Source organism: Alteromonas sp. S005 (assembly GCF_036864475.1).
GTDB lineage: Bacteria > Pseudomonadota > Gammaproteobacteria > Enterobacterales > Alteromonadaceae > Alteromonas.
This window is the reverse complement of record NZ_JAZETN010000006.1, coordinates 126,404-140,085: the sequence shown is the minus strand read 5'-3', so window position 1 is coordinate 140,085 and position 13,682 is coordinate 126,404. Positions and strand designations below refer to the sequence as shown.

The window sequence follows — 13,682 nt, the reverse complement described above, 5'->3', positions numbered from 1 at the left end:
AAAACAAGCGTTGTCGCATTGTAATATAAGGCTTTTTTAATATGTGTAGCGTTGGTATATAGTCTAACATCTACAAGGTATATGTATATTGAAAACGCTAATTTTGAACACGCTGTGGGTATTAAAAAAAACACCTATAGCGAGAGGAGATTAAGTGGATGAGATAGCCGCCTTAAATCAGGCGACTTCTTCATCACCTATAAATTGTGCAAAAAAATCGTTAATTGCTATGGGACGACACATAAAATAGCCTTGACCTTGATGGCAGCCTAGTGCTTTTAGCTCGTTGAAATGTGATTGTGTCTCTATTCCCTCAGCAACAATGGTTAATTCCAAACTTAGGGCTAAGTGTACAATTGCAGTGACAATATCGTGAGCTTGCTGCTCCTTATCCATATCAATAACGAAAGACCGGTCTATTTTTAGCACGTTGAGCGGAAATTGACGCAGATACGATAAACTTGAATAACCGGTGCCGAAATCATCAAGGGCTAGAGTAACACCTAGCGACGTTAATTTGTTTAGGATATCACGTGTTTGTTCAAAGTCGTGCATTAGCGCAGACTCCGTCACCTCAAGCTCTATTGAACTGGCTTCAATACCCGTAGTTCGAATGATTTCTGCGACTTCATCCGCAAACCCTGGATTTGCTAGCTGTTTGGCAGCCACATTTACTGCCACCTTAAAGTACTTGCCTTGTTCATTACAGCGAGCGATGAAATCACAGCTTTTCTGAAGCACCTGCTTACCTAGCTGATGTATTAGACCGGTTTCTTCAGCGAGGGGAATAAATTTATCTGGCCCAATTACATTACCGTTTTCATCGAACATTCTAACTAAACTTTCAGCGCTGATTACTTCATCGCTATTGAAGTCGTATTTTGGCTGAAGATAGATAGCCAAACTGTTATTTTCAATTGCCTGTCTAAGCTTAATCTCCATTTCGACTCTGTGATGCATGGCATGCTGCAAGTCTTTTGAGAAAAAGCTGAAAGTATCTTTTCCTTTAGATTTGGACCGATACATTGCGGAATCAGCATGACGCATCATCTCTTCTGCATTCACTGCATCCTGCGGGTACAAGCTGATTCCGATACTTAGACTAAAGCGATGGGACTTCCCGTCTATTTCTATGCTTTCTCTCCCTGCCTGGAGGCAAGCCATGGCAATACTATCTGCACTGAATCCAGAGCCTATATCCGATAAAAGGCAAGCAAACTCGTCACCGCCCACTCGCGCGAGTGTAGCGTTTTGTCCAAGTGTATTTGCGAGACGCTTCGCTACCGTCGATATGACGAAATCTCCGACCTGATGTCCTAGGCTATCGTTAAGATATTTAAAGTTATCAATATCAATTAGCAGTAGCGCAATACTTTGCTTACTCGTAAAGCTTCTTGCGATTGCTTGAACAACCCTGTCGTGAAGTAACACCCGGTTTGGCAAGCCTGTAAGCTGATCATGGTTAGTTAGATGGGTCATTTTCACTGCCATCTCTGCGGCTTCAGACACGTCCTGAAAGACCATAACAGCGCCCGTTATGTTGCCTTCATCGTCAACAATCGGTGATGCAGTATCTTCAACTCTAAATAGTTGCTTGTGCCTACTAACAAGGGTCGCGTTATAAGACATCGCCACCGGCCGCTTTACCTCTAGCGCGTAAAGAGCAGGGTTTAACAACGGCTCATGACTTGATACATCTCGCAGAGTCATGATCTCATCAACGGGCTTACCCAGTGCATCTTGCGCATTGTAGCCTGTCAATCTTTGTGCAACAGGGTTGATAAATGTGACATCTCCAGCCGCATCAATTGAAATGACCCCGTCAGCTATCGACCTTAATGTAATGGCAAGTTGTTTTTTTCAGCTTCAAGTTCTTGATTAACCTTCTTCAGCAAGGCTTTTTGAGATTGAAGCGTGAGATGGTTCTTCACCCTCATCCGACACATTTCTATATTGATAGGCTTTGAGACAAAGTCTATCGCGCCGAGCGACAGCGCGCTGTGTTCGTTTTCAGTGTCGCTATGAGAGGTGATAAAAATAACGGGAATTGAAGCTGTGCTTGGACATGCTTTAAGTTGCTTACAAACATCAAAGCCTGAAAGCTCAGGCATGCTAATATCCAAAACGATTAAGTCTGGCAGCTGTGCCTGAATTATAGAGAACGCTGCTACACTTTGTGAAACCGTAACAACTTCTGCTAAAGACTCTACCGCACTTTCCAGTAGCAAAAGTGTTGTTGGTTCATCGTCAATGATGACTACTTTTTGAGTCTCATTTTCCATGAGAATTACCGCACTACATTATTATAAACTCCTTATGTAGTATCGTCCGACATACGCAAAATTACATTAATCTTTCGTCTAATATTGTGAATAGAAACAGAATTTTAGCGATAATGCATTGACTATCAGGCTTTTTGTAACGCACAATTAATGCTCTATCAAACCCTGTTTTAACTGCTTGGTGATAAGTATGCATACGTTAGATACCCATAGTGGGCTTTTAAAAGAAAAGCTTTGGAATAAAGAAGCAGCTTTGAGCAGACTCGGCGGCAATGAAGGGTTGTTGAATCGCATTGTTGAAATGTTTTTAGTGCAGATAACACAGAAGCAAGAAGCCTTACAAAAAGCCGCAACTGAGTTAAACGTCGATGCAGTTAAGTTCACAAGTCATGCAATGAAAGGCGTATCAGGGGATGTAGGGGCTGATGCTGTTCGTGAAAAAGCCTCATCTATTGAAAATAAAGCCAAGCAAGGCAACTTAACAGAGATAGCGCAAGACATAGAAGAACTAAACAGCTTAGTCGAGCAAACGCTTGTTGTTATGCAATCTTAAGGCGAAGCGAGCTTACTGAGATTTACCTTGATAAGCTCGCGCTATTGCTTTGCTGGTCGCTTACATCGCCTCTGTTACTTGCTTAATGATTTCGCTTTTCTTTTCTTGTGGTAAGAAACTTGCCCTAAAACTGTTAGCAGCCAGCATGCGAATAGTCTTCTCATCTATATTTAGCGATTTATGAAGCGCTTCAAAGTTTTCGTTTAAGAAACCACCAAAATAAGTGGGGTCGTCAGAATTAACCGTCACTAACAAGCCTGCATCTAGCAGCTGTACGATATTATGCTCTTTCATATCGTCAATCACGCACAGCTTTAAATTGCTTAGGGGACATACGGTAAGGGGGATTTGTTTTTCTTTTAAAAACGCCATGAGAGCCTTATCTTCCTGACAGCGTACACCGTGATCAATTCGGTCCACGTCAAGCAGTTCAATTGCCTCCCAAATGTAAGACGCCGGCCCTTCCTCCCCTGCATGGGCGACAATCTTAAAACCAAGGGACTTCGCTTTTTTGAAAACTCGCTCGAACTTAGACGGTGGGTGTCCCAACTCTGAACTATCAAGACCCACTGCTTTAATATGCTCGTAATAAGGTTTTGCCGCTTCTAGTGTTTCGAAAGCTTCACTTTCGGGCAAATGTCTTAAGAAAGACATTATCAGATAGCTACTTATACCAAATTCTTCTTCAGCCTTTTGCATTGCGCGCAAAAATCCGGGCATGAACACATCAAAACCGATTTCCCGCTCAGTGTGAGTTTGAGGGTCAAACATAATTTCACTATGAACGATATTTTCTTCAGCGCACCGAGATAAGTATTCCCACATCAACGTAAAGAAATCTTCTTCATCTCTTAATACCCCTGCCCCTGCGTAATAGAGGTCAAGAAAGCTTTGCAAATCTTTGAAATTATAAGCGGCTTCAATCTCTTCCACGCTTGCGTAAGGAAGTGATACACTGTGCTTTTCAGCTAGGCGCCACATTAGTTCAGGCGTTAAGCTACCTTCTATATGCAGATGCAGTTCGGCCTTTGGTATGTTTTTAATTATTGATGACAGCGACATGGCCCCTCACTTATTTGCACCATAACAATGCAATAGCATTTAATTGGTGCGTAATAGTTTATCTTTAATGCTATCTGTAAACGAGTTCTATTGCTCATTTAGGTTTTTGTTTGCGGTTTTTATAACATCATCTATGTTGTTTACTAACCGTTTGGCTGGCTTTGTGCTGCCTAGCTAGTGACCTCGAGTCACGCAATGATTGTACGTTGATCATTGTACTGAAATTAACGTTAGCACAAAACACACCAACAAGTTGACTAATTGGTCAGTTTATTGCTTTCAAACGCACAAAATACTTAATAAAACACAAACAGAGAACTCTTGATGTCCAACAACGTTATTGAACGGCTATTTAAGCTGCAGGAGCACGGTACAACGGTAAAAACTGAGATCATTGCCGGTCTGACTACCTTCGCGGCTATGTCTTATATCCTTGTGGTGAACCCAGGTATTTTGGGTCTTAGCGGCATGCCGGTAGAAGGTCTAATTACAGTGACAGCAGTCGCGGCCTGCATTGGCACATTAATGATGGCGTTGATGACCAACTACCCTATTGCCTTGGCGCCAGGTATGGGCTTGAATGCGTTTTTCGCTTTCACTATTTGTCTTGGTCGCGAAGTTCCGTGGGAAGCTGCTCTAGGCATTGTATTTTGGAACGGTATCCTTTTCTTAATACTCTCTCTTACCGGCGTACGAACCAAAATAGCAGAGTCTATTCCTCCTTCACTCAAGATAGGGGTTCAGTGTGGTATAGGTTTGTTCATTGCCTTTATCGGTCTTAAAAATGCGGGCCTTATTGTTGATAACCCTGCAACCTTTGTTCAGCTTGGTGACCTTTCTGAGCCGGCAGTCATGCTTGCGCTTGTTGGCATTATCTTTACTATCGTTCTTATGGTTAAGCGCGTTACCGGCGCTATATTAATCTCTATCGTTACCCTTACTTTAATCGGTGCTTTTATCCCTACCGAAAACGGAACATTAACCGCTACTCCTTCTGCAGTTGTTGGCATGCCAGAGTCTATTTCAAATACATTTATGGCAATGGACTTTTGGTACCCTATCGACCACCTCGCAGAAACGTGGGACCTTATTTTCGCGCTTATGTTCGTGAACATGTTCGACACTATAGGCACATTAATAGGCGTATCGCGTAAAGCCAATTTGCTGAACTCAGAAGGCAAACTACCGAAAATTGGTCCAGCCATGACGGCGGATGCATCAGCGAGTGTAGCAGGTGCTTTTGTGGGTACCTCACCGGTTACCAGCTATGTTGAATCTGCCACTGGCGTGTCGGCCGGAGGAAGAACGGGACTTACCGCAGTGGTAGTGTCCGTTTGCTTCCTGTTATCCCTTTTCCTTACGCCGTTAATGAAAGTGATCCCGCTTATGGCTACTACGCCAGCGTTATTAATGGTGGGTATTTTAATGATGGAATCGATTCGACAAGTTGATTTTGACGACTTAGGGGCTTTAGCAACCGCGTCGGTTGCACTTATTGCTATGCCACTGACATTTAGTATCAGCGAAGGCATCGCCCTTGGCTTTATTACCTATGTGGGTATTAAGGTGGGTACCGGTAAATTTAAGGAAGTGACCCCACTTACTTATGCCTTAGCTACCGTTTTCTTACTTAGATACTTACTAGATTTAAAATAACCTATCGGTGCGTGTAAGTAATATTGCGCGCAAAGCCTTGTGTTAGATACAAAAAAGGTGGCTTAGATGCCACCTTTTTGTTTTATTCAGCAATATGAACAAGCTATTTGTTTACTTTAATCCATCGTATGTAAAGGTAACTGCTTTATCACCCATAAATACGATTTTCACATGCTTACTGTCTTCAGCGCCCCATGTACACGCCATAGCGCCCATTGTTTTACCGCAGTTGTCGGCTGAACCAATGATTGCTTCAACTTCGCTCTGAGTCATACCCATCTCTAGCTTATCGTAGTTTTCTTTAGTTAGTTTTGAGCATGCTGTCAGCGCTAACGCACCTAAAGCAATGATGGCTAGTTTTGATTTCATGGTGTTATCCTTTATCTAAGTGAAAGTAAAAGCAACCTACATGGCGCTCCTATCTTCCACCTTGCTTTATGTAAATTACGATGGCGTACTGTAAACGCTATGTGCGCGCCTTGTCACTACCGTCTTTAGGATGAGTGGCTAACCAGTGACGCGCAATTTGCTCTCTCGTGGCTAACCACACTTTGTCATGAGATTTTACGTACTCGATAAAACGCTTAAGCGCTGCAAGCCTTGCAGGTCGGCCTATAATGCGATTATGAAGACCGATAGAAAGCATTTTTGGCGCTTCTTCTCCTTCTTCATACAACACATCAAACGCATCTTTTAAGTAGGTGAAAAACTGTTCTCCACTGTTAAAACCTTGAGGCGTGGCAAAGCGCATATCATTGGTATCCAACGTGTACGGCACCATCAATAACGGTTTGCTGTAGTGACAGTCGTAATAGGGTAAATCGTCAGCGTAAGAGTCTGCGCAATATAGAATGTCGTCGCGCTCTGCTATTAGTTTAAGTGTGTTAGGACTGGTTCTGCCTGTGTACCAACCAACGGGTTTCTTACCCGTTAACTGCTCATGCAGAATAATCGCCTCATCGATTTGTTTGCGCTCATCATCTTCACTCATATCTTGATAGTGCACCCAGCGCATGGCGTGGCTGGCTATTTCCCAACCAGACTCCATCATGGCTTTAACAGCGTCAGGATGCCGCTGCATGGCCATAGTAACGCCAAATACAGTCACGGGGATGTCGTATTTATTGAGTAAGCGATGTAAACGCCAAAAGCCCGCGCGACTGCCATATTCGTAAATTGACTCCATACTTAGGTGGCGATCTTTGTAAGCCTGCGCGCCGATAATTTCAGATAAGAATATTTCAGATGCTTCATCACCATGAAGTACACAGTTCTCGCCACCTTCTTCGTAATTCAATACAAATTGAACGGCTATTTTTGCATCACCAGGCCAGTTCGCGTGAAGTACGTGTTGGCCATAGCCAATGAGATCGCGAGGATACACAGACTCACTCATACTACACCTCGAAACTTTCTGGAACAGCTAAACCACAGCCGCCAAGTACAAGCTTAACTACTTGCTTGGTTGCATCTTCGAAATCCGCTTTTGTCATTTTTTTACCCCGCAGTCGGGTAATTTGCGCTGAAAAATCAGCATAGTGTTGGGTGCTGGCCCAAATGGTATAAAGCAAGTATTCGCCTTCAACGTGAGGGAGTTTGCCTGCTTTTATCCACTCATCAATAACTTCAAGACGCCCTTTCATCCATAGTGCATGCTCTTCATCGAAGTATCCGCTTAAGTTCTGCGCCCCGTTAATAATTTCCATGGCAAAAATCTTTGAAGCCATCGGATGAGTGCGTGACACTTCCATTTTTTCTGCTATGTAATTGGCAAGCACTTCGGCGGGATCATCTTCTACTGTTGCTTTATCAAAACGCGAATTCCATAATGAAAGCGTCTCTTCTAATACTGCTACGTAAAGTTCTTGTTTCGTTTTGAAATAATACAAAACGTTGGTTTTTGGAAGCCCTGCTTCATCAGCAATCTTCTGTACCGCCGTACCTTTAAAACCAAACTGCGCAAAACACTTTTCTGCGGCTTGGAGTATTTTTCTTCTATTCATAGCGCCAACACCAGCGTCAGCACTTTTTACCTTCATCATTATTATCTAAATTCCTTTGCAATCTACTTTGCAAGCGTACAGGCAGGATAAATGCTGCATGCCTTTTCGATAGGTTAGCATTTATTGCCAAGGTGTTGCTATGCTCTTAAAGTTCAGAGTTACCCACCATCTGCGCCCCTCACTAATGAAATGAGCCATTCAGAAAGTATTTATTGTGCATTTAACTTAAAACCTAGCACGAATCTTGCCTCATTCTTTTTACAAAATGATGCATTGCTTGTTAAAGAAAACTTGGAAAGGCGTTACATAACTTTCCAATAAATCTGCACAAAATCATGGCCTTCTATAACGCGGCCATTTTTTATAAGCAATAAATTGACCAAATGGTCTACTTTTATTAGAAAAATACAGCTATATTAATGAATACAAGAATGAATATAACAAGAAGGTGTGAGTATGATTCGCTTTCTAATAAATAACGATGTTGTTGAGTTAAATGAAGCGCGAGCCGACCTCACCCTTCTACAGTTTATCCGGGAACATCGCAAGAAAACAGGCACTAAAGAAGGCTGTGCGGCAGGCGACTGTGGCGCTTGCACGGTTGTACTCGTGGAACCCGCATCATCTGATAGCGCCACAAAACTTAACTACCGAACCGTAAATAGCTGTATCACGCTAATGAGCGCAGTTCACGGTAAGCAGCTATTGTTCGTAGAACATTTAAGCGATGGTAAACACTTACATCCCGTGCAACAGGCGCTAGTCGACCACCATGGTTCACAATGCGGTTTTTGTACACCAGGGTTCATCATGTCGATGTTCGCTTTATACCATAGCAATTCAAAGCCTAATCGCGACCATGTGTTGAATGCTTTATCTGGCAACCTGTGCCGCTGTACTGGATACCGCCCTATAATCGATGCCACGCTTGCAGTATGCGAGCAAGCACCTGATGATAAGTTTTCCAAGCGCCAAGATCAGACCCTGGCGACATTGCTTTCTTTGTCAGGTGAAAAGCCTTCTGGTACCGGCAATATACATACGCCAACCTCGCGCGAAGAATTAAAAGCGCTTATTAAGGCGAACCCTAACGCACAGATAGTGGCAGGCAGCACTGATCTAAGTTTGCAGTTCACCCAACAGTTAAAGAACGTAGAAACGCTAATCAGCGTTACGCATATCGATGCACTGAAACAATGCACCAAAAACGAGCATTCTCTTATTATTGGTGCAGCTGTACCGCTCAATGATGCAGCACCGCTTTTACTAAACGCATTTCCACAAGTAGCTGAACTGGTAACGCGCTTTGCATCTTTGCCTATTCGCAACCAGGCCACAATTGGTGGGAATGTCGCCAACGCATCCCCTATTGGTGATATGCCTCCCTTACTACTTGCGCTGAATGCTATGTTGCATTTGGATAATGGAGAGTGTGTTCGCACTATCCCAATTAGCACTTTCTTCACGGGTTATCGCGAAACGACACTCGCTAATGATGAATGGATAAGCGCCATAGAAATACCGCTTAAACAGCCTAATCAAGCACTGGCCGCATATAAAATATCAAAACGTTTTGAAGATGATATATCGGCGGTATGTGCAGTGTTTAACGTTACCTTAGAAAATGGCAAGGTCGAGGCAATTACTAGTGGCTTTGGTGGTGTGGCTGCCGTGCCATCAACCTGTGAAGCTTTGGAAAATGCTCTGAAAGGTAAACAGTTCGCTAGCAAAGAATGCTTAACCTTAGGCAAGCAAATCTTATTTGATGCATTTGCGCCTATTGATGACGTTCGCGCAACAGCACAATATCGCAAAACCGTGTTAGCTAACTTGTGGCACCGCTTCTGGTTAGAAAACCAAACAGTTAACCATATTGAAACTCGGGTGGTGCAGCATGCGTAAATTAATTGATGCCCCAAATCCTTTAGAAACAAACGGCGAACAAGGTGTTGTTCACGTTTCCAAAAAGCACGAAAGTGCGACACGTCAGGTACAAGGTAGCGCCAACTACGTTGATGACGTCGTTGAACCTCAGGGTACGCTTTATGCGGCAGTCGGTGTAAGCCAGTGCGCCAAAGGTACTATCAGCTCTGTTGATCTTGACGCCGTGCGCCAAAGCGAAGGCGTTGTTGATGTCATCACCATTGATGATGTACCTGGCCACAAAGATATTGGCCCTGTGTTTGAAGGCGACCCACTACTTGCGAACGGCGAAATCAAGTTCTTCGGTCAACCGGTGTTTGCGGTACTTGCCACTTCAGTAAATCTTGCCCGACAAGCTGCGCTAAAGGGCAAAATAGAAGTAGACGCAGATACACCTGTACTTGATGCTGAAGCCGCCCACCAGCAGCAAACATTCGTTCGCCCTTTACATAAATTTGGCCAACATGCTGCCCGCGTCGACAGCACTATTGAAAAAGCTAAGTACCAGGCACATGGTTCGCTAAGCATTGGCGGTCAGGAGCACATGTACCTAGAAGGCCAAGTGAGCCTTGCGATCCCCGATGAAGAAGATCGCATGAAAATCTACACCTCTAGTCAGCATCCAAGTGAAGTGCAAAAGCTAGTTGCAGAAGTACTAGATGTTAAATTACACCGCGTAATGGTAGACATGAGGCGTATGGGCGGCGGTTTTGGCGGTAAAGAAACCCAAGCCGCACAATGGGCTTGTATCGCTGCCCTGCTCGCTTCACGCAATCAGTGCGCCGTTAAGCTTCGTTTGCCGCGCTTCACCGATATGCACGTTACGGGTAAACGCCACCCGTTTGAGAATGAATTTAATGTGGCCTTTGACGAAACAGGTAAAATTGAAGCGACTCGCATGACCATTAATGGCATTTGTGGGCACTCCCCTGACTTGTCAGACGCTATTGTAGATAGGGCCATGTTCCACGCTGATAACGGCTACTTCCTAGGCGATAGCGATATTGTTGGTCACAGACTGCAAACCAATATGGTATCGCACACTGCTTATCGAGGATTTGGCGGCCCGCAAGGCATGATCATGGCCGAAGCCATGATTGACAAAATTGCACGGACTATCGGCAGCGACCCGCTATCGGTGAGGAAGCGCAACTTATACGGCCCGACAACCGGTAGTTTTACTCCATATGGCATGAAGGTAGAGCACAACCTTTTACCTGATATGATTGCCGAGTTAGAAGAAAGCGCACAGTATTGGCAGCGCCGGGACGCCATTGCAGCGTTTAACCGCGAAAGCCCAGTTATTAAGAAAGGTCTAGCGCTAACGCCGGTTAAATTTGGTATTTCATTTACCGCAAAGCACTTAAATCAAGCTGGCGCTCTAGTCCACATTTATACCGATGGTAGTATTCAGGTAAACCACGGTGGCACTGAGATGGGCCAAGGCCTGCACACTAAAATAGGCCAGATCGCAGCCAATGAGTTTGGTCTAGATTTGGATATGATTGAAGTCACCGCTACGCGTACGGATAAAGTGCCGAACACCTCGCCGACAGCGGCATCAAGTGGTACTGACATGAACGGAAAAGCCGTACAAAACGCCTGTATTACTTTAAAAACCCGCTTGGCTGAATGCTATGCTAAAAGCTTAGGTCTAGAGGGCCGCGCTGGTGATGTGAAGTTTATCAATCAACATGTTGTACTAGACGAAGACAGCATTGCTTTTACAGAGCTGGTTCAACAAGCCTATTTTGACCGTGTGTCGCTGTCTTCAAGCGGTTTTTATAAAACGCCTAAATTACAGTACAACCGTGATACAGGTGAAGGCCGCCCGTTTTTCTACTTTGCTTACGGCGTTTCAATGAGCGAAGTCTCGGTAGATACGCTGACCGGCGAATACACGGTAGATAAAGTTAACGTTATTCACGATGTGGGCAATAGCCTTAACCCTGCAATTGATATTGGCCAAATTGAAGGTGCCTTTATCCAAGGTATGGGCTGGCTTACTACGGAAGACCTAAAATGGAATGAAGCTGGCAAGCTGATAAGTGAAAACATGGCAACCTATAAAATTCCTGCCATTGGCGATACGCCCAAGGAGTTTAACGTTAAGCTTTTCGGTAGAGAAAACGCTGAAGACAGCATTTACCATTCAAAAGCCGTGGGTGAGCCACCATTTATGCTAGCAATTTCAGTATGGTGTGCTTTAAAAGACGCGATATCTAGCCTATCTGGCTACACTGTAGACCCGCAGTTAGATACGCCAGCCACACCAGAGCGCGTGTTAAATGCTGTCGCCGCCATCCAACAAGCAGCTCAGCAAGCAGATCAACAAACCGATAACAAAGGTGCTGCTGTATGACTCGCGCAGCAACGCCATCATTTCGCGCAGCCCCATCATTTCGCGCTACGCATTGGCACGAGGCGATAGCCGAATGCCAGGAGCGTAATGAGGGCTATGTTTTAGTTACCGTTGTAGGTACTGCGGGTTCCACTCCCCGTGAGCCGGGCAGTAAAATGGTGGTCACCGCTTCACACAGTATTGATACCATTGGTGGCGGACACCTTGAATTTGATGCTATCGCACGCGCCCGAGCATACCTTGCTAAAGGCGAAGTGTGCACTGAGCTACACAGCTACCCATTGAGCAGTTCTTTAGGACAGTGCTGCGGCGGAGCGGTAAAGGTATTGTTTGATGTGTGTAATATTCATCAGCAGCATATTGCGATTTTTGGCGCAGGCCATATTGCAAAAGCGCTGGTGCCAATTTTGGCTCAAATGCCGGTAAGAATTTCGTGGATAGACAATCGAGAAGACGTATTCCCATCGTCGCTACCTGCCAATGTACAAAAGGTGGTGGAAGAGGCGCCTGAAAGCGAGGTAAGACACCTCGATGAGGGCAGCTGGTTAATTATACTCACCCACGACCATCAATTGGACTACCGTATTACCGAGCAAGCATTAAAGCAGCCTTCCCTGCCTTTTGTTGGGTTAATAGGTTCAGACACTAAAGCAAAGCGTTTTATTACCAAGCTTACCCAGCGCGGGTTTGACGACCATGCGATAGAGAGACTGTTCACGCCTATTGGCAATCGAGATATTCCTGGAAAGCGCCCTATTGAAGTTGCGGTTTCTATATCAGCGCAAATCATTGAACGCCTTCATGCTAACCACGCAGCAGCGGCTTCAGAAAACGACGCTGATACAAATACTGATGCATGTACGGGTGAACATACAAAGCCCCCTGCTAAAGTGCTGTAAAAGTGCAGCAAATAGAAAAGGATACCAGCAGTGACACTTACTGAATTAAATACACTCAGCGCTGAAGACGCATTTTCTTGGTTTGAGCAATGCTGCGCGGCGAAAGCATGGGTCTACCAAATGGTAAAAGCTCGCCCTTATAGCGATTTAGATACGCTTGTTAGCCAAGCAAAAGACGCTTGGGCAAAATGTGGCAATGATGACTACCTAGAAGCCTTTACCGCGCACCCTATGATTGGCGACGTAGACTCACTACGTAAAAAGTTTGCCAACACTAAAGCGATTGCTGCCGGTGAACAATCAGGCACGGCTAGTGCTTCTGAGGCCGTTTTGCATCAACTAAAAGAAGCTAATCACGCCTATTTAGATAAGCATGGGTTTATTTTTATTATCTGCGCTACAGGGCTTTCTGCGCAAACCATGCTGGAAGCTTTACAGAAGAGGCTGCCGAATACCAAGAAGCAAGAAATATCTAATGCCGCCGCACAGCAAATAAAGATAACCCTGCTACGTATTAATAAAGCGCTTAATTAGTGCGAAGTCCTAATCGTCAGTCTAGGCGCTAGTGCCATATAGAACAGTAATACGAATTTAAAAAATTTTAAGGACTAAAGTATGAATACGCTTTCAAGCCACGTACTCGACACCACATTGGGTAAGCCAGCTCAAGGCATTGAACTTACCCTTACATTACCAGACGGCAGCACTCTCTCGGGTGAAACAGACAGTGACGGCCGCTTTAAAAATTGGGGCGTTGATGATGGATTTGCCGCAGGGGTGTATACCTTGCGTTTTCACTGCAAGGAGTATTTAACACAAACTCATGGCAGCAGTTTCTATCCACATATTGATATTACATTTGAACTTGTTGAGGATGGTGGTCACTATCACGTACCACTTCTTATTTCTCCATTCGGGTTCAGCAGCTACAGGGGCAGCTAA

General features: G+C 44.6%; 13 protein-coding genes. 7 read left to right on the top strand and 6 right to left on the bottom strand.

What is annotated here, in order from left to right; genetic code table 11:
* Positions 1 to 177: 177 nt before the first annotated feature.
* A complete protein-coding gene (locus tag V7R55_RS09780; RefSeq protein WP_334059339.1) occupies positions 178 to 1,782 on the bottom strand; it encodes a sensor domain-containing protein in 1,605 nt (534 codons plus the stop codon).
* A gap of 53 nt (positions 1,783 to 1,835) precedes the next feature.
* Positions 1,836 to 2,282 (bottom strand): response regulator, encoded by a 447-nt coding sequence (locus V7R55_RS09775; RefSeq protein WP_334059298.1) that lies wholly within the window; start codon positions 2,280 to 2,282, stop codon positions 1,836 to 1,838.
* 190 nt (positions 2,283 to 2,472) lie between these two features.
* Between V7R55_RS09775 and V7R55_RS09770 the strand changes: the two genes are divergently transcribed.
* Positions 2,473 to 2,835, top strand: coding sequence for an Hpt domain-containing protein (locus V7R55_RS09770; RefSeq protein WP_334059297.1), 363 nt, complete (start codon positions 2,473 to 2,475; stop codon positions 2,833 to 2,835).
* Positions 2,836 to 2,895: 60 nt separating this feature from the next.
* Here V7R55_RS09770 and V7R55_RS09765 read toward each other — a convergent pair whose 3' ends face one another.
* Positions 2,896 to 3,897: an adenosine deaminase gene (locus V7R55_RS09765; protein ID WP_334059296.1), complete on the bottom strand. Its 1,002-nt coding sequence runs from the start codon at positions 3,895 to 3,897 to the stop codon at positions 2,896 to 2,898.
* A gap of 324 nt (positions 3,898 to 4,221) precedes the next feature.
* Here V7R55_RS09765 and V7R55_RS09760 point away from each other — a divergent pair, with 324 nt between their 5' ends.
* On the top strand, positions 4,222 to 5,553 hold the full coding sequence (locus V7R55_RS09760; protein WP_334059295.1) for an NCS2 family permease: 1,332 nt from the start codon (positions 4,222 to 4,224) through the stop codon (positions 5,551 to 5,553).
* A 111-nt stretch (positions 5,554 to 5,664) separates the two neighbouring features.
* Here V7R55_RS09760 and V7R55_RS09755 read toward each other — a convergent pair whose 3' ends face one another.
* The 3 genes from V7R55_RS09755 to V7R55_RS09745 all read right to left on the bottom strand — a co-directional run bounded on the left by V7R55_RS09755 (position 5,665) and on the right by V7R55_RS09745 (position 7,595).
* Positions 5,665 to 5,922 (bottom strand): DUF3862 domain-containing protein, encoded by a 258-nt coding sequence (locus V7R55_RS09755; RefSeq protein ID WP_334059294.1) that lies wholly within the window; start codon positions 5,920 to 5,922, stop codon positions 5,665 to 5,667.
* A gap of 97 nt (positions 5,923 to 6,019) precedes the next feature.
* Positions 6,020 to 6,949 (bottom strand): allantoinase PuuE, encoded by a 930-nt coding sequence (gene puuE, locus V7R55_RS09750; RefSeq protein ID WP_334059293.1) that lies wholly within the window; start codon positions 6,947 to 6,949, stop codon positions 6,020 to 6,022.
* A gap of 1 nt (position 6,950) precedes the next feature.
* Positions 6,951 to 7,595 carry a TetR/AcrR family transcriptional regulator gene (locus tag V7R55_RS09745; protein WP_334059292.1) on the bottom strand — a complete coding sequence of 215 codons (645 nt, stop codon included), beginning with the start codon at positions 7,593 to 7,595 and terminating at the stop codon, positions 6,951 to 6,953.
* Between the two features lie 417 nt (positions 7,596 to 8,012).
* On the opposite strand from V7R55_RS09745, the gene xdhA reads away from it, so the two are divergent.
* The 5 genes from xdhA (at position 8,013) to uraH (ending at position 13,682) form a co-directional block, all read left to right on the top strand.
* The gene (gene xdhA, locus V7R55_RS09740; protein ID WP_334059291.1) at positions 8,013 to 9,458 is read left to right on the top strand and encodes a xanthine dehydrogenase small subunit; all 1,446 of its coding nucleotides are present in this window, start codon (positions 8,013 to 8,015) and stop codon (positions 9,456 to 9,458) included.
* Complete coding sequence (xdhB, locus tag V7R55_RS09735; RefSeq protein WP_334059290.1) at positions 9,451 to 11,841, top strand: xanthine dehydrogenase molybdopterin binding subunit; 2,391 nt, start codon at positions 9,451 to 9,453, stop codon at positions 11,839 to 11,841. The genes xdhA and xdhB overlap by 8 nt, the downstream gene beginning before the upstream one ends.
* On the top strand, positions 11,838 to 12,740 hold the full coding sequence (gene xdhC / locus V7R55_RS09730; protein WP_334059289.1) for a xanthine dehydrogenase accessory protein XdhC: 903 nt from the start codon (positions 11,838 to 11,840) through the stop codon (positions 12,738 to 12,740). The genes xdhB and xdhC overlap by 4 nt, the downstream gene beginning before the upstream one ends.
* Positions 12,741 to 12,770: 30 nt before the next feature.
* The gene (uraD, locus tag V7R55_RS09725) at positions 12,771 to 13,274 is read left to right on the top strand and encodes a 2-oxo-4-hydroxy-4-carboxy-5-ureidoimidazoline decarboxylase (RefSeq protein ID WP_334059288.1); all 504 of its coding nucleotides are present in this window, start codon (positions 12,771 to 12,773) and stop codon (positions 13,272 to 13,274) included.
* 81 nt (positions 13,275 to 13,355) lie between these two features.
* Entirely contained in the window at positions 13,356 to 13,682 is a 327-nt protein-coding gene (gene uraH, locus V7R55_RS09720; protein ID WP_334059287.1) for a hydroxyisourate hydrolase, read from the top strand.

Bases quoted from the DNA above. Each gene is read 5' to 3' on its own strand.
- V7R55_RS09775 (WP_334059298.1), bottom strand. From the start codon at position 2,282: ATGGAAAATGAGACTCAAAAAGTAGTCATCATTGACGATGAACCAACA.
- V7R55_RS09770 (WP_334059297.1), top strand. From the start codon at position 2,473: ATGCATACGTTAGATACCCATAGTGGGCTTTTAAAAGAAAAGCTTTGG.
- V7R55_RS09765 (WP_334059296.1), bottom strand. From the start codon at position 3,897: ATGTCGCTGTCATCAATAATTAAAAACATACCAAAGGCCGAACTGCAT.
- V7R55_RS09760 (WP_334059295.1), top strand. From the start codon at position 4,222: ATGTCCAACAACGTTATTGAACGGCTATTTAAGCTGCAGGAGCACGGT.
- V7R55_RS09755 (WP_334059294.1), bottom strand. From the start codon at position 5,922: ATGAAATCAAAACTAGCCATCATTGCTTTAGGTGCGTTAGCGCTGACA.
- puuE (WP_334059293.1), bottom strand. From the start codon at position 6,949: ATGAGTGAGTCTGTGTATCCTCGCGATCTCATTGGCTATGGCCAACAC.
- V7R55_RS09745 (WP_334059292.1), bottom strand. From the start codon at position 7,595: ATGATGAAGGTAAAAAGTGCTGACGCTGGTGTTGGCGCTATGAATAGA.
- xdhA (WP_334059291.1), top strand. From the start codon at position 8,013: ATGATTCGCTTTCTAATAAATAACGATGTTGTTGAGTTAAATGAAGCG.
- xdhB (WP_334059290.1), top strand. From the start codon at position 9,451: ATGCGTAAATTAATTGATGCCCCAAATCCTTTAGAAACAAACGGCGAA.
- xdhC (WP_334059289.1), top strand. From the start codon at position 11,838: ATGACTCGCGCAGCAACGCCATCATTTCGCGCAGCCCCATCATTTCGC.
- uraH (WP_334059287.1), top strand. From the start codon at position 13,356: ATGAATACGCTTTCAAGCCACGTACTCGACACCACATTGGGTAAGCCA.